The sequence below is a fragment of the Streptomyces sp. NPDC005728 genome, from assembly GCF_040630895.1.
GTDB lineage: Bacteria > Actinomycetota > Actinomycetes > Streptomycetales > Streptomycetaceae > Streptomyces.
The window spans coordinates 1-21,282 of sequence record NZ_JBEXYL010000120.1 but is presented as its reverse complement, the minus strand read 5'-3'; the positions used below and the strand labels follow the sequence as shown (position 1 = coordinate 21,282).

Here is a 21,282-nt window from a genome sequence, read left to right as displayed (position 1 = left end):
TGTCGGTCGTCGTAGAGCCAGAAGGCGGTAGCCGGGGGGATCTTGACCGACGAGGACAGGGGGATGATCCCCAGCTCCACAGTGTCGAGCCCCACTGTGCCGGCGAGACGGTCGAGTTGGGCAGAAGATGTGGTCACCAGTGGTGGACAGATCGTGCTGTCGACTGCGGACTTGCGTGCTCTGGGGGCTCAGGTGCAGGAGGCTCTGTGCGTGATCGACCGTGAGCAAGGCGGTGCCGATGCCCTCGCCGCCGAGGGCATCGGACTGCTGTCGCTGCTGACGGCTGGGGATCTGCGGGCCGCTGCCGCCTGATCGACGGGGGTTTGGCGGTTACTCGGTCGCGTGCGTCTTGGTGATGGCGAGGCGGGTGGAGGACTCGTCCACGATGCTCTTCTCGTCGGCGAACGCGGCGATGAGGGACTGCAGGGCGATGTTGTTGACGGACCGGGGCAGGCCGCGGCTGGTGAGGTGGATCAGGTCGACGGCGTCGTCGGAGAACAGCGGATCGGATCGTCCGGCGATCGTCAGGTGGTGTTTGATGTAGCTGGCGGTTTCCTCCTTCGTCATGGTCGGCATCTGGTAGCTGATGGAGATCCGCTGGTCCAGGGCCGCCCAGACGCCGTGCTTCATCCGCTTGCGCAGGGTGGGCTGCCCGATCAGCCACACCGCGAATGGCGTCGTGGAGTCCATGTCGTAGTTGGTGAGCATGCGGATCGCGTCCAGCTCGTGGTGGTCCAGGAGGTGCGACTCGTCGATCACGACCGCGGGAGTGCGTCCACGTTCGTCGACCTCGGCGGCCAGCGCGGCGGACGCCTGAGCTGGGAGAGCGGCGGACTGGTATTTCGGGGTGCCGCCCAGGCTGGTGACGATCCGGTCGTAGAGGCCGCGCATGCCGACCTCGGGGTTGGGCTGGTAGATCACGGTGAAGCGGGCCGGGTCGAGGGAGGAGACGGCACCCTTGAGGGCGACGGTCTTGCCCGCGCCGACCTCGCCGATCGCCCGGTTGTTGATGCACCAGGCGATGCGGGCCGCGGCCTCGCGGTGGGAAATTTGCTGGTGGAGCATCGAGGGAGCCAGGTCCCGGCCGAAGGGGACGCGGGTGAATCCGTAGTAGCCCTGGACACGGTCGATCAAGGAATCCTCTTGGGGCAGGGGCAGAACTCCGCCTCGGCGACGGCCAGTTCGTCGGCCGTGGCCCGCTGTCCGAGCCGGACGGCGAGACGGACCGCGCGCAAAGCGGAGCGGACGGCGGGAGCGTCGAGGGCGCCGGCGTCGTGTTCGGCCCGGTGGCAGGCAGACCTCCGCCAGGGCCAGGGTCCGGTCGGCCAGCTCGCGGGGCGTGAGCATGAACAGGTCGGGCTCGGGGGGAAGTACAACTCCTCGGCCCGGGACGGCTTCACTGCCGGCCCCGTGAATCGTCCATCAAGGACGAGTAGTTGATGCCCTTCGCGGTGTTCGCGGTGTGTGCCTCGTCGAGGATCTTGAGGTAGTCGATCCCGGTCGGCGGCGCCGACTCGGCCGGCGTCTCCGGGCTCGCCTTGGGGTGGGCATGGCGGCCGACGTGATGCGGGACCGCCTTGCCCAGGGCCTTGCCCGACGCCCTCACCTCGATGTCGGTCAGGTCGAACGGGTCGAAGACCAGCTCGATCCTCATCCCGGCCAGCATCGGGGCGACCTCGTAGGAGTTGCCGTGCAGACTGACCGTCGCGGTCTGCGTCACCGTACGGAACTCCGACCACAAGAATGCCTCCCGCAGGTCCGCTGGTGACGGCAGCGGCAGCGGCTTGGGAATCGAACTCAGCCAGCGTTCGATCGGCGGCTGCCCGGTCTCCGAGTGCACCGCGCGGTGATAGACCGTCTCCACCCACGCGGTGAACAGCCTGTTCAGCTCGGTGAGATGCTCGATCTGGCCGACGCGTTCCTCGTCGAGCTCGACCAGGAACTGGTCACGGACGGTGCGGAAGAACCGTTCGATTTTCAGTTTCGTCGACGAGGTCAGCGAGACAGTCCAGCTGGCCCGGACGTCGCGTCGCTTCTTCGATCCGCCCGACAGGGATCAGGCCGTCGAGGACGTCGACGACGAACTGGGACGCGGGGCATGGCTTCGAACTCGTCTCGTGAGTCGTCGTTCAGCACCGTGTGCGTATCAGGTGACGGATGCTCAGCGATGGCTGGCCCGCCGGTCAGTCGATGCCTTCGATGATGCGGAAGTCGCGCTCGACGCCGTCGGGGAGGGCCACCAGCGCCTTCTGGTATGCCTCGCTCTCGTATGCCGCGACGGCCTGTTCAAAGCTGTCGAACTCGATCAGAATGACGCGTTGCGTGATTCCGGCCTCGTGGGCGACGACTCGACCGCTACGGGACAGGAGGCGCCCGCACCCAGCCTGGACAGCCGGACGGGCCAGCTTGTCGTAGGCAGTCAGCCTCTCAGGGTCGGAAATGGCGGGGTAGACACTGACCCAGTAGCCCTTAGCCATGGAAACCTCCTGTGTACGGCCGGACACGTCCGACTTCGAATTGACACTCAGATCGATCGATCCCGGCGACCTGTACTGCGGTCAGTTGAATCGTCATATGCGCAGGTTAGGGCTTGATGTGCGGTCGAGGGAAAGACCGGTACGGGATAGACTCAGAACGGATCGTTATCAATCGGCAGGGAGGGCACGTGGCGCCGGATACGGTGAGCCTGCGGTACTTCCTGGTGCTGGCGCAGGAGTTGAACTTCACCCGCGCGGCCGCACGGATCGGTATCGCACAGCCCGCACTCAGCGCCCGGATGCGCCGATTGGAGGCGGAACTCGGTACGGCCCTGCTGGTCCGCAACACGCGTAGCGTCGTATTGACCACGGCCGGTGCGGCTTTGGCGGAGTCCGCGCCGCCCGCGCTGGCGGCGCTGGACCGGGCATGGGACACCGCCCGGAGCGCGGCGGCCGGTGAACTGGGCACGCTGCGCATCGGATACAGCCTCAGCACCGGGGCCGAGACGGCACCGGCCCTGGTGGACAGGCTGATTCGCGGCAACAGCGGACTCGAGGTCTGCGCGGTCCCGATGGCGACACCGGAGATCTCCCCCGCGGTCGCCGACGGCCGCATCGATGCCGGGATCACCCGCGGTGAACAGCCGGGCCGTGGCGTGCGCCGGTTCCTGCTGCGGCGTGCGCGCGTCGGGGTCCAGCTGGCGCAGCACCATCCGCTGGCCGAACACCCGGAGATCGAGATCGCCGACGCGGCCGCGTATCCGCTGCGACTCCCGGACCGTGCGGCCAACCCCGTGATCCACGATCAGCTGTCCGCACTGTTCCGAGACACCCGACCACACCCCCGATTCCACACGCCCGCAGTCTCTTTCGACATGTCTCAGCGCGACCTGCGCGACGGGGTCACCCTTGCCCCGGCCGGAGAAGCCGCAGCCACGGCACAACCGGCCGGTCTCACCTGGCGACCGCTGCGGGGCGCGCCCAGCCTGACGATCCACCTGGTCCTCCCACGCGAGCAGTCACCACTACACCGCCGCATCCGTGCCGTCGCCAAGACCCTGGCGCACGAGCTGCACTGGCTGCCGGACTGACGCGCAAGAGGTCAAGCGAGACGGACGCCTGCGGTGGCGAGGCCGAAGACCCTGCCCCCGGCGGACTTCGCGGTGATGACGACGACGGCGGTCTTGCTGAATGTCCGACACGACCTCGCTACGCCGGCGGATCAGCATCCGATGATGGCCCCGGGTCCGGTCCGAGTCGTACACCGCGGACGTCCTCGCCCAGCCCGAGATCTCGGCGGATACCGCGCCTTCGCCGACGCCGAACCGGACAAGCACGGGTAACCGGCGGGAACGCCCGCCGTCAACGGCGTCCATGACGTCGGTCAATGCTTAACGCCAACCACTGTTCCATTGCTCCCCGAGGCCGGAAATGGCCACGCTCCTGAGACAGAAGCATGGCCATCGGCGTGAGAATGAGCAGAGAGCGGCAGGCCACAGCGTCGGCATGTGACGCGCGTTCTGAGATCCCATATCAGCTGTGGGATCTCAGATCGGCTGGCCGAATCTCACGGCCGGTGGCCATTCCGTGGCCGATCGGCCACGGAACTGAGACTGGCTGGGCGGCCTGTTGCGCTCAGCCGCTCCGTGGCGGACGCCCCGCCGACTGCCAGCCGCCGTGTGATCCGGTTGAACAAGTCCGTCAGCGGCTCGCCGACGTCCTGACCGAACTCGGTCAGCCCGTAGGTGACTTGGGGTGGCGTCGTCGGCGCAACCTCCCGCCGGACCAACCCGTCCTGGACCAGCGCGCGCAGGGTCTGAGCGAGCATCTTCTCGCTGATGCCCTGGATGCTGTCGCGCAACTCGTAGAACCGAAGGTCGTTGCTCCGCAACGAGATCAGCACCCAAATGCCCCACCTACTGGTCACGTGGTCGACCACGTCGCGCGCGGGGCAGTCGGTGTGAAACACGTCATACCGATTGCTCGTTCCGGCCTGCGTCAGCTGCGCGCCTTCCCTCATGTCCGGAGCTTACCTCTGGGTATGTCCTTACGAAAAGTAAGCCCTACTCCTAGCGTCAATTGCCGCAGCGCACAACGGACTAGGAGCTGAACATGATTGTGGTGAGCGGGGCTACCGGAAATGTGGGCCGGCCTCTGACGCGGGCCCTGGCCGAGGCGGGCGAGCGGGTGACAGCGGTGTCGCGGCACGCGGTGGAGGTGCCGGACGGCGTCCGGCACGTGGCGGCCGATTTGGCCGAACCGGTGGGCCTCGCGGCCGCGTTGGACGGCGCGAAGGCGCTGTTCCTCCTGCTCTCCGGCGACCTGCACGCCCCCCAAGCGAGGCCGGCCGACATCATCGGCCTGGCCGCGGCCAGTGGGGTCCGCCGGGTCGTCCTGCTGTCTTCGCAGGGTGTGGCGACCAGGCCGCTCGGCCCGTCGCGGGTCGCGATGCGCGCGGTGGAGGACGCGCTGAGAGAGTCCGGCCTGGACTGGGCCGTCCTGCGACCGGGCGGCTTCGCCTCCAATGCCTTGGCCTGGGCGGAGTCCGTCCGCATGCACGGGACGGTCGCCGCACCCTTCGGCGACATAGGGGTGCCGGTCATCGACCCGGTCGACATCGCAGAGGTCGCGGCGGCCTGTCTGCTGAATGACCGGCACACCGGCGGAATCTTCGAGCTGACCGGGCCGGAGGTGATCACGCCCCGTCAACAGGCGGTAGCCATCGCCGCCGCCCTCCACTCGCCGGTACGGTTCCACGAACTCACCCGCGACGAGGCCAAGGCCACGATGACCCAGTTCGTGCCGGCGGAACTCGCCGACGACACCCTGGACATCATCGCTGCCCCGAACCCGGCCGAACTGCGGATCAGCCCGGACGTGGAACGAGTCCTCGGCCGCGCCCCACGCCCCTTCAATGACTGGGTCGACCGCAACATCGCGGCATTCCGCTGAGACACAACTCCACTGAAACGCCCGGGCAGCCTCGTGCGACTACGGCCGCACGGGGCGGCCCCGTCACCGCCCACCACCAACCAGAGCTCAAGAGCCGGAGCGATCTGACAGGGTCCTACTGGTGTCCTGCGACGGAGATCCGTGGGCAGGAGCGGGCGAGGGAGTCGAGGATCTCTCCGGCTGTTTCGGTCCCGGTGAACGGGTCGAGTTCTCGTTCCACTGGCTTGACTCAGGCGCGGACGTCAGCTCCCAGGAAGAAAAACTATGTCCTGTGGATGGCCTCCTGCGGGCCGGCCGCCCGCTCCTCGTGGCCGGCCCGCGGATTCGGACGCAACCGTGAGACTGGCTGGCGTGGACACGGCGTGAGACACCAGGACCAGCCGCAGCTCACAGCCCCACAATAGGACACGAACCGCGAGACCCTACATCAGCCTAAGAACGCCGCAGGAGTCCCGCGCTTCGAGGAAAGGAACGGGCTGGAGGCGGTGGCTGCTGAGTGCCTTCGCCAGCCCCCCGGACCCCCCGCTTCCGCGGCACCGGCCGGCGCGGTGAGGAAGCGATGCGTGGGGGCCGGTGCGTGCCGGACGGCACCGCGGCGGTGTGCTGCCCTCGCCAGGCTACCGGGCCAGCGTGACGGTGATCGGCACGTCAGGGCATCGGCCAAGTTCCTCGGAGAGCGAGGCCCGCTCTGCCGGGTCGATGCTCAGGCCCGATCCAGCCCGACCTGATCATCCCCACCGGCAAGCGCAAGGGACAGAACCCCTCTGTTGCGAGTATCTACCGGGCGCTTACCGAACACGCCAAACGCGAGGCGTACTCCGAAGCCGTCGCCCAGGCCCACACCGACTTCGCCACCCTCCAGACCAGCGAACTCCCCAGCCCGCGCGTGGCGGCTCGATGACGCGGCACCGCGTCAGCCACTACCGCTACAGCGTGTTAAGTAGGTGTTCTTCTTCCTCCCGGCTATGACCGGTAGAACGGGGTCTGCGGATCAGCCTCCTGACGGCAGGTGCGTCTCGCGTCGGTCGTGTTCCTAACCGGCTTCTGGCGTGCCCAGGCCCGCTCGATCTCGGCGGCCGGAAATGGCGTCCGCTTGCTCTCGGTGAGCAGACGACGGGCGAATTCGCCGAAGACCACGGCAGTGCGGGAATGCCGGTCGATGATCGCGGCGATCTCGCGCGGGACGTCACCGGGCTGGTGGCCTGCGATCCACTCGCGCAGGAACGCCTCGTGTTCCATATCGCCGCGCAGGCCATCGGGCAGGTGGTGGCGGAGCAGATGGCTTATGGTGTGGCAGCGGTCATACACGAGGTGATTAGAGAGGAACTCCGTTTCGGTTGCTGACAGTTCGAAGCGGGAGCTCAGGGCGAGTCCGAAGTCCGCGAAGTACACCAGTTGACCGTCGGTCAGGACATTGGCGAAGTGGGCGTCGAAGTGGACGAGTCCGTGCGAGCTCATGAAGGCGGTGCCGCGCGCCAGGGCTTGCTCCACCCACGGGTACGGCGAGCTCTCCCCGCCCTCCGGCGCGGCGGTCCGGTGGTCGTGCAGCCAGCTGGCGAGTGTCTGCGGGACGTGTTCCAGGAAGAGAACCAGGCTGGACGAAGACTGGCCGATAGCCTCCAGCCGCCCACGCACGGCCGATGATCCTTCCCAGTGCACGACCGCCCCGTCGATGCCCCCGAACTCGTCGGCGACCCTTTCGGGAGGGGAGTCGGGCAGGATGCGCCAGTGGTACATCAGCGGAAAGCCCTCGTACTCGTTCCCGAGGACCCAGTTGGTGGTCATGACATGCACGGCCAGCTCCCGCCAGGCCCCGAACCCCGCTGAGCCCACCCCGTACTGGTAGAACATCGGCAGTCCGAAGAGGTTCGCCGTCGACTGCGCGTTCTCCGGCCGCAACTCGGTGTCCGTCAGCGGGATCCGCTTGACGAACACCCGCGTGCCGTCGATGTCCAGCTCCGCCGACCTGCCGCCGATGCCGGACCCAAGCGGGTCGGCTGCAGCCACCACCTCGCCGAGCCGACGGTCACTGAACAGGGACAGGTGCGTGGCCACGGTCCCATAAGTGGCGAGCCGCGCGGCATACCGCGGGTCCGGGTGGTGCATGGACGACTCTGGGTGCCCGGAACCAGGGCTTTGGTGATCTCGCGACACGTTGTCGAGCCTATCCGCCAGGCCTGCGGAAGGAGCAGGTACGCGAAGTCGCCCGGAACGCTGGCCCCGGACGCCGCCTCAGATGATGACACGCCCCCGGCACCGATCTCTCACGGTCACGACTGCAAGCGTTCTAACTGCACAAACGGCATCCGTTCACCCCGTCCCCGCCTGGTCGTACTCGACGTGCAGACCACCACGCTCACCGATGCATGGGCCGTCCAGATCGGCCTGACAGACCGCCACGGCAACGTGCTCTTCAACGAACACCTCAACCCGCTCGCCGACATCGCTCCCGCAGCAACAGCGCTGCACGGCATCACCCCGCAGCAAGCTGCGACCGCACCACCCTTCGCCGCGTTCGTTCCGCACCTCGCTCAGCTCCTGTACCGCCGCCGCTGTCTCACCTACAACGCAGCCTTCGACCGCACCGTCTTGGAGCGTGAGCTGTACAGGTACTTCCGCAGTACAACGCAGGCCCAGGCCTGGCTGGGACAGTGCACGTGGGTGGACGCGATGCGGCCGTACGCTGCATGGAAGGGCCTGTGGTCAGCCCACCACCATTCCTACCGCTATCAGCCCCTAGGCAGCAGCTACGAGGCCGTCACCAACTGCCGACTCCTACTGACCACACTCGAGCAGGTCAGATGACAGTCGGCCATCCGATTACAGGGGTTGCTCACCCCAGGTGTAGACACCCCTCTCCAGCAGGGTGAACCTCCAGGTCGCCGTCGGTGAGTCCTCCCCAGTGACGGCGGTGCACGCGGCCGGCTGGACCGAGTCCTACGCCTACGACGAGACGGGCAACCAGACCCAGGCCTCGTGGCCGACCGGGCACCCGGGGCAGGAAGCGGTGGGATCCCGGTCGTACACGGGTACCCGCTTGACCCGAGCTGGCAACGTCCGCTACGAACACGATGCCCTGGGCCGCATCACCCTCCGTCAGAAGACCCGTCTGTCCCGCAAGCCGGACACCTGGCGCTACGAATGGGACGCAGAGGACCGCCTGAACTCGGTGGTGACCCCCGACGGCACCCGCTGGCGCTACACCTACGACCCCTTGGGCCGCCGCACCGCAAAACTGCGCCTGGCACCAGACGGCGAAACCGTCGTCGAACGGGTGGTGTTCACCTGGTGAAGTGTCGGTATTCGAGAGTTGCAGTATTCCGGGACTGGTGAGCTCGCATGTTCAGGTGTCGCGTATTCGCGGCTGAGCCCAGATGGGGCTCGCGCTGAGCGATCTGCGCGAGCTCGGCGGCACCCGGCAGTCTGCTCGTCGGCGATTGACATGATGGGCGGCGGCAAGTCTCAGGTGTCTCTAGAGGAGCGACCATGGTGTTCAAGACCGGAGTCGCCGAACGGGACGAGTGGTGCTATTCGCCGACCGTCGGCGTCGGACCGCTCCGGTTCGGTATGACCGTCGACGAAGTAGTCGAGGCGGCTGAGATGCTCGGGCAGACGAAGGTCAGAGATTGTGCACAGGACCACGCGCTCTTCACGCCGACTTGGAAGGTCGAAGTCCACCGTCGCGGGGTGGCTCCTTCACCGACTGCCGTGACGGCCTATGTGAGCCAAGCTGTGGGGCTGTTCTGCATCGCTGCCGACGCCGTGCACGGCCCTCAGGTCGCGTATGACGGACTCCCGCTGGTCGGGAGAGACCTGTCGGAGCTGGAGAGCGAAGCAATCGCGTATGCCGAGGCAATGGACGTGCACTTTCGCTACACGCCCGAGGGCTACGCAGGACCGGATGATCCCGGGGTCGTGATGCGCGGGCAACTAGTTGGTCTGGTCCTCCGATCGCGTCCGTTGTTCATGGTGACGCGCGACGGCGCGAATACTGAATGGGACTCGATGCCCTCCGAGGAGTACCGCGTCAACGGTCAGTCCGGCGAATAGCACCACTCGTCCCGTTCGGCGACTCCGGTCTTGAACACCATGGTCGCTCCTCTAGAGACACCTGAGACTGTCTACGGCGCAGTGCTTGGTGTCCATCAGTTGGCCTCTGCCAGGGTCTCGGTGGTGCGCGGGGAGCGGGGTCGGGTGGTGCGCTGGGCGAGCTCAAGCAGCTCGAGGTTGCGCCGCTGCTGGGCGGGCGTGAGCGGACGGGCCTTCGCGCCGTCGCGGTGCCAGAGCAGGGACGCGGGCGGCTCGGGGTAGGCGAGGGCGTGGTCGACGTCGCGTTGGGTGCTGCTCATGGGAGGCCTCCGGGTGGAGGGGTTCAGGCGTGGTCGTCGTCGCGCCGGCGTTTGGCCTGGACGTCGGAGGCGAACCTGCCGAGGCGGGCCTCGGTGGGGTTCGCGGCGATCCAGTCCTCAGCGCACGCCTTGTGCAGGGGCTCCCCGTAGTGGGAGCGCATGGGCGTGGGCTTGTCGCACAGCACGCAGGGGAGGTCCTGCCAGCGGTCGAAGTGCTGGCTGTCGCGCCATTCGAGGAGGTCGCCGGGAGCCGGGACCAGGCCCGGCTCGAACAGCGGCTTCTTGCCTCGCGTGCGGATCACGGCCGGAAGTCGGGCAGCTGCTGGAAAACCTGCGCCACCAGGTCTGGCGATGGCCTCCAGCGCACGACCTGCCCGCGTGCGGGGATGGGCAGGGCGAGCGCCTGGACGTCCGCGAGCACCAGGTGCCACGCGCCCGGGTGCGCCCATTCCGTACCGGGCGGGGACCCCGGGGAATTGCGTTTGATGCGTGATTCTGGTGCGTCCGAGCTGGGGATCTGCGACATCAACGTCCCTCCTGGTGGTGAGCGAGGCAGGCTGTTGACCTGCCCTCTTGTGCGGAGCGCCTGGGCTCCCGGCCGTACGCCGTCGCCGTGCCTGCCGCATCGAGGTCGCACCCGCGGCCGTTCCACACCGGCCGGAGGGCCGGCCGCCTTCTGGAGCAGGAGTCCGGCGTCGATGTCGACACGGTGGAGCAGTCCCGCCGGACCTTCGAAGTAGCCGCCCGGCTGGCCGCCAGGCTCCAGGACGGCATGCGGGAGCGCGCCGTCGCCCGCGGCCCCCGGCCACAGCCCGCCCCGGTGACGGCCTCGCCGCCGCACACCCAGCAGCCCGGCGTCCGGCACACGCCGGGCCGGACCGCAGGAGAAGTCGCGGGAGCACGGGGCGGTCTAAATTTCTGGGCACTCTCGCGAGCCGTGCTGTCGGAGGCGGCTTGTACCCTGCACGCATTCGACGATCGGACGATCACGGGTCCGGGCATGCGGGCACGGGGCGGGCGTCCAGGGGCGGGAGCGCGGGGATTTCGATGAGTGACGCACATCCGATACGAAGCCATAGACCGGGCCTCTGGGTCGGTGCGCGCATCATCGCCGGGGTCGTCCTCGCCGTGATCGGGGCCGTCGGCGCCTGGCTCCAGCACGACGCTCCCGGCCGGAGTGCGGAGCCGCGTACGGAGTTCACCGCAAGCAACCCGCCCGCCGGTCTGCCCACTGCGCTCACCACCGGCCAGCACCTCCACTGGTCCCGCTGCACCTCGCCGCCCACCGCGCGCACGGGCTACGACTGCGCCACCATGAAGGCCCCCCTCGACTACCGGAAACCGAACGGCAGGACGATCGACGTCGCCCTGATCCGCCGCAAGGCCACCGGCCCGAACGCCCGGCGCATCGGTTCGCTCGTCCTCAACTTCGGCGGCCCCGGCGTGTCCGGCGTGAGCGGACTGCCCAAGTTCCTGAACCAGTACGAGCCGCTCCTCGACCGCTACGACCTGGTCTCCTTCGACCCGCGCGGCGTCGGCGCGACCATCCCCGTGCGTTGCGGGAAGACCGCGGACGACACCGGCTACGACGGGGCCTACGCGTGCGCCGAGTACTCCAAGGCGCTCCTCCCGTACATCGGCACCTCGCACACGGCGCGCGACCTCGACCTGATGCGCTACCTCCTCGGCGACGAGCGACTGCACTACTTCGGCGTCTCGTACGGAACGGCGCTCGGCGCGGTCTACGCCCACTTGTACCCGTCGCACGTCGGACGGCTCGTCCTCGAAGCGTCCGTCGATCCGACCGAGGACCTCGACGAGCAACAGGTGTCGCAGGTCAAGGCGGTCCAGGTGGCGTTCGACCGGTTCGCCGCGCACTGCGCGGCCCGTATCCGCCACTGCCCGACCGGCGACGGGCCCGAGGAGGCCGCGCGGCGCATGGCGCGCCTGGCCGACCGCCTGGAGAAGAAGCCCGCCCCGGCCGGCGGCGGAAGGAACCTCGACGCCGGCGACCTCGCGTACGCCGTCAGCGACCATCTCGACCTCGGCACGGACGGCTGGTCGCCGCTCGCCAAGGCCCTCACCGCGCTGATCGACCACAACGACGGCCGTCCGCTGAGCATGGGCGCGGACGACGTCGGCTCCGCCGACCGCGCGGCGACCCCGCGCGACAGCAGCCGCGCCGCCCTGACCGCGATCACATGCGCGGACTCCAGCCTGCGCCCCGGCTTCGAACGCCTCGACAGGGACGAGGCCCGCATCAAAGCCGCCTCACCCGTCTTCGGCGCGGCCTGGTCCAGCGGCGTCTACCGCTGCTACGACTGGCCGTTCGACGGCGAGCGCGCCACGCTCCAGGTGAACGCCGACGGCGCGGCCCCCGTCCTGGTGGTCGGCGGCACCGGCGACCCGACTACCCCCTACCCCGGCGCCCGCCACATGGCCCGCGCCCTGGGCGACGGTGTCGGCGTGCTCCTGACGGCCGAGGAGGAGGGCCACGGCACATACCCGCAGAACCGCTGCGTCACGGAGACGGTCGACCACTACCTCCGCACGGGCCGCACCCCGGCTCCGGGGACGGTGTGCCGGGGCAGCATGTCCTGAGGCCCGTACGGATCCGCCGGGCGCCCGTCAGCACACCGGTTCGCTCGCAGGGGCCCCGGGCGTGCACCACCACACCGTCCGGTCCGAGACCGCTTTCGGGTGGGTGCCGGGTCGATCGCCTGGGGCATGATCGGCGACGGATACCGCCCCGATCGCTTCGACGTCATCGGAGCCCTCGTCTGCCTCACAGGAATGGCCGTGACCATGTACGCCCCGCGTGGTAACTGACCACCTCAACCGCAGGTCATTCCGCAGGTTCTGAAAGCCGGACTAACCAGCAGAACCTTCGGCCTCCTGGTAGCAGTCGGTGATCCGGACGACGCCGACCACCGCGCCGGTCACCAGATCGCGGCCACGGATCGTGCGGCCGATCAGCGGGATATGGAGGGCGGGCCTGTCGATGCTCTGGCTCGCGTGCAGCAGCACCCAGTCGGTCCGCCACCGCGCGGGCCGGTTCTCCACCGTCTTGGCACCGGCGAGGATGCACGCCGCGTACGGCTGCCTGATGCGGATGCCGCGGATCCAGTCGCCCTCGGGCAGGGTCGCGACGCTCATGCGGCCCGCCTCCAGACGCTGGTGCCCCGACGTCCGGCCCGGCGGCCGTTGATGGACGGCACCGTGACGTGCTGGCCGGTCGCGAGGACCGCGCGGCCGGAGTGCTTGCCGTCGTACAGGGCGGCATCAGCGGCCCGCTGCAACGTGGTCAGGTCGCGGCCGCCGGTCGTGGCCGCACAGGCGCCGTGTCGAAGATCCCCCACTACGAACGGATCGAGCCCATCCTGGCGCAGCGCAGGGCCAAGGCGGAGCACCGGCGGCGGGCGCCGGGTCCGTATGACATCGCCTGCCCGGATTGCGGAAGGCCGCCGGGCGCACGCTGCACCTCACCGAGCGGCGGCGTGCATCGCTCGCGTGTCGAGCGCGCGCAGGACGCCGGCCGGTAGATCTGCTGCCACCGAGGGAAGGCTCACACGGGTGCGTTCGAGCAGATATTGAGTGCATGCCACCGAACCTTGAGCCAGGTGTCCGGCTGACGCTACTCCGCGATCGAGGTTCGATAGGTCCAGGCGTAGACGCGGAGCGGGCCTTCCGCCGTGTCCTGGAGACGTGGGGTGGCTTCGAAGTGCTCGTACCCGCCATTGTGCTGGACCCTGATCTCGGTCCCAGGCGGTGTGATGGTGACGACCCGATCAAGCAGATCGGCGGGTCCGCCTTCGAGGACCGCCCTCGGTGTGCTGCTCATGGAACTCCTCAGTGGGTGGTTTGCGCGGTTTCCCCTCTTCCATGAGCTCTCCACTCACGTTGCCTGTCATGCCGGAACCCACCGTGTGGGTGACGCCCTACGGGCGTTCTTCGACTACGCCCCATCCGACGTCCTCTTCGCCATGCTTCGCGACGACATCTTCTACGAAGGGCGCTCGGCGGTAGCAGTCAGCTGATCTGCGGCTCCGCCGGCAGCATCACCTGGTCGGACTCGACATCGAACCCAAGCACCGGGTGGCTGCGCATCCAGCCGCGCGGCGGCATCGTGGCTGCACTGCACGCGGGGGTTCACCCGAACGTGTGGCGGGAGTGGGGGGTGCCGGTTGCGAAGCAGTGGGCTGTGTACGTTGCCGCAGGTGCGGCGGATCGGGGAGTTCACCGTAGAACGGCGGCTGGGGGCCGGCGGCATGGGGGTCGTCTACCTGGCGCGCAGTGCCGCGGGGCGGCAGGTGGCGCTGAAGGTGATCCGCCCCGAGTACGCCGACGACCCGCACTTCCGGGCCCGGTTCCGGCGCGAGGTGGCCGCGGCCCGCAAGGTGAGCGGCGCCTTCACGGCGTCCGTGGTGGATGCCGATCCTGACGGCGACCCACCCTGGCTGGCCACCCAGTACGTCGTCGGCGAGTCCCTGGCCGCGCGCGTGCGGACCGGCGAACCCCTGTCGGCTGCGGACATCGCGCGGCTGGCCGGCCAGCTGGCGGAGGCACTGCGCGACATCCACCGGCAGGGCATCGTGCACCGGGACCTGAAGCCGGCCAACGTCCTGTTGGCGGACGACGGCGTCCGGGTGATCGACTTCGGTATCGCCAGATCCCTGACGCAGAGCCGGGCGTTGACCCGCAGTGGCAGCATGGTCGGTACCCCGGCATTCATGGCACCCGAACAGTTGAACGGGCCTCAGGGGATCTCCCCGGCGACGGACGTGTTCGCACTGGGCAGCGTGCTGGCCTTCGCCGCCCTCGGCCGTAGCCCCTTCGACGATCCCGAGGCGGCCGGCCTGGAGCCGATTGCGGTCGCCTTCGCCGTCGTACACAAGGAGCCCGACCTGGCGGGGGTACCCGGCCCGCTACGTACCCTGGTCTCCCGCTGCCTGGCCAAGGACCCCGGTCGGCGGCCCAGCGTGGAAGAAGTGCTGCGCCTGGCCGCCCGGGTCGGTGAGGGCATGAGCGACTCCGGCCCGGCACGTCCCGCGCGCAGTCGCCGCCGGCATGGCGGGAGCAGGGTGTTGGCCGTCGCGCTGGCCGTGCTCGCCTCCCTGCTGGTCGAGGGCGATGCGCCGCGGCCCCCAGTGACCGCGGGCATGGGCTGCGCCGACGGCCTGCGGAGCATCGGGGACGACAGGACACGCAGCTGCGTCGGTCTGCTGACCGACGGCGCGTCATCGCCCAGGAGCCTCGGGTCCTCCAGCACCTTGGGGCCGGTGCTGACGCGGATCGTCGAGGAGAACCGGCGGGTGGTCGATGCGTCCGTCAAGCCAGGTGGACGGCCGTTCGTGTCCGTCGTCTACATGACACCGATCACCGCGGAGTACGACGGCACCAGCCTGATGGAGTCTGTCCGCCACGACCTGGAGGGCGCCTACCTGGCCCAGCGCCGGGCCAACGCTGCGTCGCAAGGGGAACGGATCAGGCTGCTGTTCGCCCAGACCGGCGGCACCGCCGAGCAACGGGACTACGCCGTCGGGCAGGTGCTCGGACGCCGACATGCCGACCGGATCGTGGCCGCGGTCGGCCTGGGCGGCAGCACTGCCTCCAGCCAGGACATGGTCGGGAAGCTGACAGCCGGGGGCCTGCCCGCGTTCGGATCGGTTCTCACCGCGGATTCCTGGGCGGGCACCCCCGGCCTGGTGCGGGTCGCACCCGTGAACGCCGACCAGGCGGCCGCCGCCGTACGGTTCCTGTCGGCGGGCGAACGCGCCAACGTCAGGATCCTGTTCGTCCAGGACGTCGCCACCGGGGACCAGTACACGAGCACCCTGGCCACACAGTTCCGCGCCCGCATCCCCACCGGGCGGCTGGTCGACGAGGAGCCGACATTGTTCGACTCGTCGCAGCCCGGGTTGGCCGACACCTTTCGCACTCAGCTCGCCGATGTGTGCGCGTCGCGTCCCGACGTCGTCTACTTCGCAGGCCGCGGCACCTCCCTGCCCGCGTTCCTCACCGCGCTCGCCGACCGCCCGTGCAGGGATCGCCGTATGACCGTGCTTTCGGGGGACGACACCGTGATGGTCACCCGCACCGACGGCTTCGGCACCGACGATCTGGCCGCGGCCTTGCGCACGGGCCGACTCGACCTGGTCTACACCGGCCTGGCCCACCCCGGAGCCTGGGACGTCGCCCCTGAGGCGTTCGACTCGGAGACCGTCGCCCCCTTCCGGGACGGCACCTTCGCCGCCACTTTTCCGCACAGCGATCTGGAGGACGGGCGGGCGATCATGATGTACGACGCCCTGCTGACGGCCGCCCGGACCGTTTGGATCAACCGTGCCGTGTCCGACCCGACCGCCGCCGACGTCTACCGGGCCCTGTCCACGCTGCGCGAGAAACGGGCTCTGCCGGGTGCGAGCGGCTGGATCACCATCGGTGGCGACGGCGGACCGCAGGACAAGGCCATCCCCATCATCCGTATCGAGCCCAGCGGCCGTACGACCACCCTCGCGGTCACCTCGGCCGACGGCACCCCGTACACCCCCGCCGATGCGTCCACGTCACCGAGCCATCGGCGGAGCGCCTCGACGTCGCCCGTGAACCACCTGGTGCCGGAGCGGGCACCGTGAGGATCATCCGCAGCCGCTACTGTGGCGACTCGTCTGATCTCCGCCAGATTTGGAGCAGCCCCGGATGAACAGCGCCCCTTTCCGTCTCGTCGTCACGGGCGGCGGGACCGGTGGACACACGTACCCCGCGCTGACTGCCGTGCGTACTCTGCAGGCCCGGCTCGCTGCCGAGGGTCGGCTGCTCGAGGCTCTTTGGATCGGAACGGCCACCGGCCTGGAAGCGAGAGTGGCGCCGGCCGAGGGCATCCCCTTCACCACCGTGGTGACCGGCAAGATCCGCCGCTCCAAGAACCCGCTGAAGCTGGCGTCCCCGGCGAACGTGCGTGACATGGCGCGGGTGCCGCTCGGCGTGATCCAGGCCCGCAGGGCCATCGACCAGTTCCAGCCGGATGTGGTGCTCGCGACGGGCGGCTACGTGGCGGTCCCGGCCGGGCTGGCGGCGCGGATGTGCCACCGCCCGCTGGTGCTGCACGAGCAGACGGTGCGGCTGGGGCTGGCGAACCGGAAGTTGGCGGCGTCGGCTGCGCGGATCTGCGTGTCGTCGGAGTCGACGCTGGCGCTGCTGTCGGAGTCGGCGCGGCAGGTCGCCGTGGTGACGGGCAACCCGGTACGGCCGGAAGTCCTGTCCGGACACGCGGACAGGGCTGTGCAGGCGCTGCAGCTGTGGGGCTTCGACCGGCAGCTGCCGACCGTGTACGTCACCGGCGGAGCGCAGGGCTCGCAGCAGATCAACGAGCTGGTCGGCGAGGTGCTGCCGTGGTTGCTGCAGCAGGCGAACGTGGTGCACCAGTGTGGCCCGGCCAACGTCGAGGGCTTGCGGGCGCGGGCGGCGGGGCTGCCTGCCGAGCTCGCGGGCCGGTACTACCTGGCCGGGTTCGTCGGTCCTGAGCTGCCGGACGTGCTGGCGCTCGCCGATGTGGTGATCTCTCGTAGCGGTGCGGGGACGTTGGCGGAGCTGACCGCGCTGGGCAAGCCCGCGGTGTTCGTACCGCTGGCGTCATCGGCGGGCAACGAGCAGGCGCACAATGCGCGGCACCTGCAGGAGTCCGGGGCCGCGGTCGCGCTCGAAGGTGATGTGACGGCGGAGCAGGTGCGCAACGCGTTGGGCCCGCTCCTGGCCGATGCCCGCCTTCGGAGGGGCATGGCGGAGCGGGCCCGCGCGTATGGCCGTCCGGACGCGGCCGACAGGCTCGTGGACGAGATCCTGTCCGCCGCGTCCGGGGAGCCGGTCACTGGTGGCCGACGTGGAGAGCCGTCCCCGCCTCGATGAGGACGGCGCAGGCGTTGAACGCCTCCTGGTCGTTGCCCAGCGGGTCGGGGACGTCGCGTCGCCGAGGTAGAGCTCGAGCTTGTGCTCGTTGGCCTCGCCGCAGATCGCGCGGAGCGTTTCGAGGACGGCAGTGTCCATCGCGAGGAGGCTGTCGGTCCAGTTGAGCATGTCGAGGGTGAACTGCTGGCCACGGTGGGCGGTGAGGTCGAGGCCGAGGCGCCGAGCAGCGGTGATCATCGACTGGGTTGGCGGGCTCACCTTCCCACTTCCCGATCAGCCCGGCCGAGCGGACTTCCAGCTCGGCGGTGCCCCGCCGGGCGAGGGCGAGCGCGGCGATCGGCGATCGGCAGTAGTTGCCGAGGCAGACGGTCAGGACCTTGCGCACGATGGGGCTCCCACGGTTTTCAGGGCCTGGCCGAGGGCGGTTGCGACCTGGTCGATGTCGGTGTCGGTGAGGTGCTGGTGGAACGGCAGCGTCAGGGTCTCCCGGCCGACTTGCTCGGTGGTGGGCAAGTCGCGCAGCCACTGGGTGAACGCCGGCTGCAGGTGGTTGGGCGGATAGTGGACGCCGACGCCGATGCCGCGGGCCTTCATCTGCATGTGCACCTCGTCCCGGTTGGGGATGAGGACCTGGCACAGGTGTGGCACGGAGCGGTCGGGATCGACGTCGACCAGGGTCACGCCGTTCAGGCCGGCGAGGGCTCGCTGGTACGTGCGCCACAGGCTGCGGCGGGTGGTCGCCGTCTTCTCGAAGTGCGGGAGCTGGGCGAGGCCGATGGCGGCGTTGATGCCGGACACCTGGTAGCGCAGCCCGAAGCGCTCGACGCCGTAGCGGGTGGTCGTGGCGCGTTCGGCCTGGCACTGGACGACGCCGAGCATCCGGATCCGGCGGATGGTGTCGGCCTCGACGTGGCTGCGCGGGATGACGATGCAGCCTTGCCCGCAGGTGAGGTTCTTGATCGGGCCGAAGCTGAAGCAAGTCAGATCGCCGGTCGCGCCGACGCGGCGGGCGCCGTTGCGGGAGCCGAAGGCGTGCGCGGCGTCTTCAACAGTGGCTCCTCCTAGGCCTGCCCGTAACAGCGAGTGAGCCGACCGATGGCACCGGTCCAAGCCGCATGATCGCCTGCCCGGAAGAGCCGCCAGCCTCTGTTCTGAGGTCGTCAGCCGCCCTCCGGAACTTCGGGGACGGCCGCGTCAGCCTGCTCCGACAACACCCAGCTCCCGTAGGCGCTCGTGGACGGCCAGGACAGCTTCCGGTTCCAGTTCGGCCAGTACGGGCAGGGCATCCTCCCAGTAGCTGCCGGTGAGAACCTCTCTGGCGCAGCGGCGGGCGAGTGGCCGTAGCGCCGGATCGCCGGAACACGTCGGGTCACCGATGAGTGCCTCGGCGAGTTGGTCCATGAACCACGTGTTGTCTTCGTCGTCGAGCAGACGTGCCGCCTGTTCGGCCGCGAGATCAGGCGCGGTCACGGCGAGGACCGCGATCCGGTCGACCGACCGGTACGCCCCCTGGTCCGCAGGCGGCCCCTGGTCGACGAGTTGTGCGGCGTAGTGCGGGGCGAGGCGGAGCACGGCCCGCGCCAGGCTGTGGCGGCTCATGGGCGGCCACTCATCGTCGGAGCGCAGCTCCTCTGCGAGGTCGGCGAGAACGTGTGCGGCACGTGTGGGAGCCGCATGCGTCAGCACGTCGAGCAGCCCCTGCCGGTACTTGTCGTCGTTGGTCCGGCCTCGGATGCGGCTGAGGGCCCGCTCGATCAGGGCCGTAGCGCGTTCGGGTTGCAGGTCCTCCAAAGCCGCCGACGCCTTGGCCAGGTCCTTGTCGGTGATCTTTTGGGGGCGACCGTCCGGGTCCAGCCACTTGGCACGGTCGTCGATGCCGTCCAGTAGCCGCAGTGTGTCCTGAGGCGAGGTCTGGCACAGGGCCAGCGCCATGTCGGCCCGCATCGAGGCGGGAACGCCTCCGTTTCGGTACACCTCCTGGGCGGCATCGGGACGGCCGAGCCGGACGAGTGCCCGCGCGAGGCAGTTCTTCGTTTCCAACCAGGTGTTGGTGTTCGGACGTTCCCAGGCCAACCTGCTCCAGGAGCCGCAGTTTCTTCGGGGGCCCCGGGTGAGAACACAGCTTCCAGCAGCCGCGGTATGCGACCGAGGTGGCGCTGCCCGCGACGGGAACGTGGTCCAACCCCGGCAAGGGCGGCGCCCAAGCGGACATCGCGCTCACCTCACCCGAGGACGGGGTGCGGCTGCTGTTCGTGGAGATCGACAACTGCTACGAGTCCGCGCAGGAACTCGCTGCGAAGATCGACAAGTACATGCGGTTTGGCCAGCGGAAGGTGAAGGACGCCGACGGCACCGAGCGGCCGATGTGGCGCACCCGCTGGTGGGTGCCCGACGGCCGTCACGGCGATCAGCCGCACCCACCGCTGCTGCTGGTCTTCAACCGCGTCGGCCCGCGCAACCCCAACACCGTCACCGCGCAGCTGGCCGAGCTCACCCGCCGGCACTGGCAAGGCACCGCCCACGACGGCTTCCACATGTACGACGGCAAGCTCCCCATCGTGGTCACCAGCATGAAGCTGCTGAAGGAGCACGGCCCGGCCGGGACGATCTTCCGGCGTTTCGGCCGCCCGGAGAACCAGACGCTCCTGGAGGCGATCGGCAACCCCCGCCGGGAAGCCCACGATGCCCGCCAGCGGGCCGAGTACGAAGCCCGCGAGCGCGAGGACAAGGAGCAGCTGCGCCGCACGGCGCAGCAGAAGAAGGCTGAGCGTGAGGCCCGCCGTCCCGTGTGCGTCAGCTGCGGCACCCGGTTTGCCGACGAACGGTGGAAGGCCATCGAACCCGCCGGATGGGACGCCCCGCGCGAGACCCACCCGCACCTGTGCGACGACTGCAAGCAGCGAGCCGTCACCGCCGAACGCCAGGCTGAACAGGCCCCGCCCGTGCGGCAGGAGCAGGACCAGGCCGTGCCCGAGCAGAAGGCCGGCGGCACCTGGCTCTCCCGCTTCCGCACCTGACCCGGGCCGCCGTCCGGGCCGCGCGGGCAAGTCCGGAACCTCCCCAGCCGCCAGACACCCCCCGACGGTGGCAGAAGCCGCCCGGAACCTGGCCGTGCACGCCCGGCGCGCCGGCTGGGAGGACAGGCTCAGTCGATTGCGCTCACCGCCGCCGACGACCCCGGCCTCCGCGTGTCCCGGAGCGGCGCTGCCGAACGCGGCCTGTTGATCCAGTCAGCCGCAACAGCGCCGCGAGGCAGGGTGGCAAGGCAGGGATGCGGGAGCTGACGGACGCGGCCGCCGCCATCGCCGCCGACCTCGGCGGCACCGCCAGCCCCTGCGTGATCACGGCGGCGGGTTCAGCCCGGCCACCGTTCAACTCCACCGCATCTCCGCCGAGTTCTCCACCGGTGACACCTCCGCGGCCCTGGCCGCAGCCCGCGTACTGCCGCCGCACAGCCTGCCCAGCATGGCACGCCGGGTGCCGTACTGCTGGAGGAAGAGGCCGGGCAGTCCGACGACGAATACGGGGCTGAGCCGGTCGAGTACAGCTGCGTGACAGCGGGTGATACGGTGAGGCCCGCCAGAAGCGTTCCGACGGGG

Annotated in this window: 21 protein-coding genes and 5 pseudogenes; 10 read left to right on the top strand and 16 right to left on the bottom strand. The window is 69.4% G+C overall.

Features of this window, described 5'->3' with window-relative positions; translation table 11 throughout:
* The 4 genes and pseudogenes from ABZ471_RS41995 to ABZ471_RS41980 all read right to left on the bottom strand — a co-directional run.
* Positions 1-173: pseudogene (locus ABZ471_RS41995) on the bottom strand (transcriptional regulator); the annotation flags it as partial.
* Positions 174-330: 157 nt separating this feature from the next.
* On the bottom strand, positions 331-1,134 hold the full coding sequence (locus ABZ471_RS41990) for an AAA family ATPase (RefSeq protein ID WP_359074285.1): 804 nt from the start codon (positions 1,132-1,134) through the stop codon (positions 331-333).
* A 262-nt stretch (positions 1,135-1,396) separates the two neighbouring features.
* Positions 1,397-1,840 (bottom strand): Mu transposase C-terminal domain-containing protein, encoded by a 444-nt coding sequence (locus tag ABZ471_RS41985; protein WP_359074283.1) that lies wholly within the window; start codon positions 1,838-1,840, stop codon positions 1,397-1,399.
* 343 nt (positions 1,841-2,183) lie between these two features.
* Positions 2,184-2,477, bottom strand: a complete 294-nt coding sequence (locus tag ABZ471_RS41980; protein ID WP_359074281.1) for a DUF1330 domain-containing protein — start codon at positions 2,475-2,477, stop codon at positions 2,184-2,186.
* Between the two features lie 188 nt (positions 2,478-2,665).
* Here ABZ471_RS41980 and ABZ471_RS41975 point away from each other — a divergent pair, with 188 nt between their 5' ends.
* Positions 2,666-3,568 carry a LysR family transcriptional regulator gene (locus ABZ471_RS41975; protein ID WP_359074279.1) on the top strand — a complete coding sequence of 301 codons (903 nt, stop codon included), beginning with the start codon at positions 2,666-2,668 and terminating at the stop codon, positions 3,566-3,568.
* A gap of 476 nt (positions 3,569-4,044) precedes the next feature.
* Here the strand turns inward: ABZ471_RS41975 and ABZ471_RS41970 are convergent, their stop codons facing one another.
* Entirely contained in the window at positions 4,045-4,497 is a 453-nt protein-coding gene (locus ABZ471_RS41970; protein ID WP_359074278.1) for a helix-turn-helix domain-containing protein, read from the bottom strand.
* Between the two features lie 92 nt (positions 4,498-4,589).
* Between ABZ471_RS41970 and ABZ471_RS41965 the strand changes: the two genes are divergently transcribed.
* Entirely contained in the window at positions 4,590-5,429 is an 840-nt protein-coding gene (locus ABZ471_RS41965; protein ID WP_359074276.1) for an NAD(P)H-binding protein, read from the top strand.
* 963 nt (positions 5,430-6,392) lie between these two features.
* On the opposite strand, the gene ABZ471_RS41960 is transcribed toward ABZ471_RS41965, so the two are convergent.
* Positions 6,393-7,535 carry a protein kinase family protein gene (locus ABZ471_RS41960; RefSeq protein ID WP_359074275.1) on the bottom strand — a complete coding sequence of 381 codons (1,143 nt, stop codon included), beginning with the start codon at positions 7,533-7,535 and terminating at the stop codon, positions 6,393-6,395.
* Between the two features lie 234 nt (positions 7,536-7,769).
* Between ABZ471_RS41960 and ABZ471_RS41955 the strand changes: the two genes are divergently transcribed.
* From ABZ471_RS41955 to ABZ471_RS41945, 3 genes and pseudogenes are all read left to right on the top strand, one after another.
* A complete protein-coding gene (locus tag ABZ471_RS41955; RefSeq protein ID WP_359074274.1) occupies positions 7,770-8,234 on the top strand; it encodes an exonuclease domain-containing protein in 465 nt (154 codons plus the stop codon).
* 97 nt (positions 8,235-8,331) lie between these two features.
* Positions 8,332-8,718 (top strand): annotated as a pseudogene (locus ABZ471_RS41950) (RHS repeat domain-containing protein); the annotation flags it as partial.
* 197 nt (positions 8,719-8,915) lie between these two features.
* Positions 8,916-9,479, top strand: coding sequence for a hypothetical protein (locus ABZ471_RS41945; RefSeq protein ID WP_359074273.1), 564 nt, complete (start codon positions 8,916-8,918; stop codon positions 9,477-9,479).
* 95 nt (positions 9,480-9,574) lie between these two features.
* Here ABZ471_RS41945 and ABZ471_RS41940 read toward each other — a convergent pair whose 3' ends face one another.
* From ABZ471_RS41940 to ABZ471_RS41930, 3 genes are read right to left on the bottom strand one after another with little or no spacing between them, the layout of a single operon-like run.
* Entirely contained in the window at positions 9,575-9,778 is a 204-nt protein-coding gene (locus ABZ471_RS41940) for a hypothetical protein (protein ID WP_359074271.1), read from the bottom strand.
* A 23-nt stretch (positions 9,779-9,801) separates the two neighbouring features.
* Positions 9,802-10,080 (bottom strand): hypothetical protein, encoded by a 279-nt coding sequence (locus tag ABZ471_RS41935; RefSeq protein WP_359074269.1) that lies wholly within the window; start codon positions 10,078-10,080, stop codon positions 9,802-9,804.
* Positions 10,077-10,304, bottom strand: coding sequence for a hypothetical protein (locus tag ABZ471_RS41930; RefSeq protein WP_359074267.1), 228 nt, complete (start codon positions 10,302-10,304; stop codon positions 10,077-10,079). Before ABZ471_RS41930 ends, ABZ471_RS41935 begins: the two co-directional genes overlap by 4 nt.
* Before the next feature lie 521 nt (positions 10,305-10,825).
* Here ABZ471_RS41930 and ABZ471_RS41925 point away from each other — a divergent pair.
* Complete coding sequence (locus ABZ471_RS41925) at positions 10,826-12,379, top strand: alpha/beta hydrolase (protein ID WP_359074265.1); 1,554 nt, start codon at positions 10,826-10,828, stop codon at positions 12,377-12,379.
* Between the two features lie 105 nt (positions 12,380-12,484).
* Positions 12,485-12,607 (top strand): annotated as a pseudogene (locus ABZ471_RS41920) (hypothetical protein); the annotation flags it as partial.
* A gap of 63 nt (positions 12,608-12,670) precedes the next feature.
* Here the strand turns inward: ABZ471_RS41920 and ABZ471_RS41915 are convergent.
* From ABZ471_RS41915 to ABZ471_RS41905, 3 genes and pseudogenes are all read right to left on the bottom strand, one after another.
* Positions 12,671-12,934 (bottom strand): annotated as a pseudogene (locus ABZ471_RS41915) (hypothetical protein); the annotation flags it as partial.
* Positions 12,931-13,098, bottom strand: a pseudogene (locus ABZ471_RS41910) (GGDEF domain-containing protein); the annotation flags it as partial. The pseudogenes ABZ471_RS41910 and ABZ471_RS41915, both read right to left, overlap by 4 nt.
* A 314-nt stretch (positions 13,099-13,412) precedes the next feature.
* The gene (locus tag ABZ471_RS41905) at positions 13,413-13,619 is read right to left on the bottom strand and encodes a DUF5988 family protein (protein ID WP_359074263.1); all 207 of its coding nucleotides are present in this window, start codon (positions 13,617-13,619) and stop codon (positions 13,413-13,415) included.
* A gap of 376 nt (positions 13,620-13,995) precedes the next feature.
* Here ABZ471_RS41905 and ABZ471_RS41900 point away from each other — a divergent pair, with 376 nt between their 5' ends.
* Both ABZ471_RS41900 and ABZ471_RS41895 read left to right on the top strand, forming a co-directional pair.
* Positions 13,996-16,413 carry a protein kinase gene (locus ABZ471_RS41900; protein WP_359074262.1) on the top strand — a complete coding sequence of 806 codons (2,418 nt, stop codon included), beginning with the start codon at positions 13,996-13,998 and terminating at the stop codon, positions 16,411-16,413.
* 64 nt (positions 16,414-16,477) lie between these two features.
* Positions 16,478-17,683 (top strand): UDP-N-acetylglucosamine--N-acetylmuramyl-(pentapeptide) pyrophosphoryl-undecaprenol N-acetylglucosamine transferase, encoded by a 1,206-nt coding sequence (locus tag ABZ471_RS41895; RefSeq protein WP_359074260.1) that lies wholly within the window; start codon positions 16,478-16,480, stop codon positions 17,681-17,683.
* Here ABZ471_RS41895 and ABZ471_RS41890 read toward each other — a convergent pair.
* The 3 genes from ABZ471_RS41890 to ABZ471_RS41880 form a co-directional block, all read right to left on the bottom strand.
* Positions 17,643-18,068 carry a hypothetical protein gene (locus tag ABZ471_RS41890; RefSeq protein WP_359074259.1) on the bottom strand — a complete coding sequence of 142 codons (426 nt, stop codon included), beginning with the start codon at positions 18,066-18,068 and terminating at the stop codon, positions 17,643-17,645. The genes ABZ471_RS41895 and ABZ471_RS41890 overlap by 41 nt on opposite strands.
* Entirely contained in the window at positions 18,053-18,793 is a 741-nt protein-coding gene (locus tag ABZ471_RS41885) for a DegT/DnrJ/EryC1/StrS aminotransferase family protein (protein WP_359074258.1), read from the bottom strand. Before ABZ471_RS41885 ends, ABZ471_RS41890 begins: the two co-directional genes overlap by 16 nt.
* Positions 18,794-18,877: 84 nt before the next feature.
* Entirely contained in the window at positions 18,878-19,723 is an 846-nt protein-coding gene (locus tag ABZ471_RS41880) for a hypothetical protein (RefSeq protein ID WP_359074256.1), read from the bottom strand.
* 110 nt (positions 19,724-19,833) lie between these two features.
* Between ABZ471_RS41880 and ABZ471_RS41875 the strand changes: the two genes are divergently transcribed.
* Complete coding sequence (locus ABZ471_RS41875; protein ID WP_359074255.1) at positions 19,834-20,700, top strand: hypothetical protein; 867 nt, start codon at positions 19,834-19,836, stop codon at positions 20,698-20,700.
* A gap of 354 nt (positions 20,701-21,054) precedes the next feature.
* Here the strand turns inward: ABZ471_RS41875 and ABZ471_RS41870 are convergent.
* A partial coding sequence (locus ABZ471_RS41870) for a hypothetical protein (protein WP_359074253.1) occupies positions 21,055-21,282 on the bottom strand: 228 nt, incomplete at its 5' end.